Here is a 513-nt window from a genome sequence, read left to right on the forward strand (position 1 = left end):
CTACGTCCAGAGCTGCAGTAGACTGTTCAATAAAAGCAAAATCAAAGTCAAGCGTCTCGATTTTTTCCTCTTTATAAAGCTCAATCTTGGAAGATGCGACAGCGTTGTGCAACTCATCCATCGAAAACAGTGAGCCGGGGTGCATTTTTATGAGCAAGGTAAATTTATAACGCTCTTGCAATGTGAGAATTGGTTCGAGCCGTTGCACAATCTGCTGCGCAGTTTTTGAACTCGACAAAATTAAAAGAACCCGTTTAGTATCTGCAAAGGTTTCGACATTGTTATCACGACGTTTGTTTGACAATTTACTAAATTTGTACGTCCCTGCATTAATTGCCTTTTCGGAATCTACCAAGCTTGCGCTTTTCTCACTCCATGCAAAGAAATAATTAGCTCTAACTGGCGAGAAAAACCGCATGTCACCTATAAGCCCATGTTGGAGAACGACGCTTGTTGCAAGTTCGTCCATTGCGATAACGGTCGAAAAGAAATGATGATCAGACATTAAGATAT

The 513-nt window shown here is 40.9% G+C and carries 1 protein-coding gene; it reads right to left on the bottom strand.

The window, feature by feature from the left end; all coding sequences use genetic code 11:
• Positions 1-513: hypothetical protein (locus SFHG_RS10725; protein WP_162096547.1), on the bottom strand; the 513-nt coding region annotated here is incomplete at both ends.

The sequence above is a fragment of the Senegalimassilia anaerobia JC110 genome (assembly GCF_000236865.1).
Taxonomy (GTDB): domain Bacteria; phylum Actinomycetota; class Coriobacteriia; order Coriobacteriales; family Eggerthellaceae; genus Senegalimassilia; species Senegalimassilia anaerobia.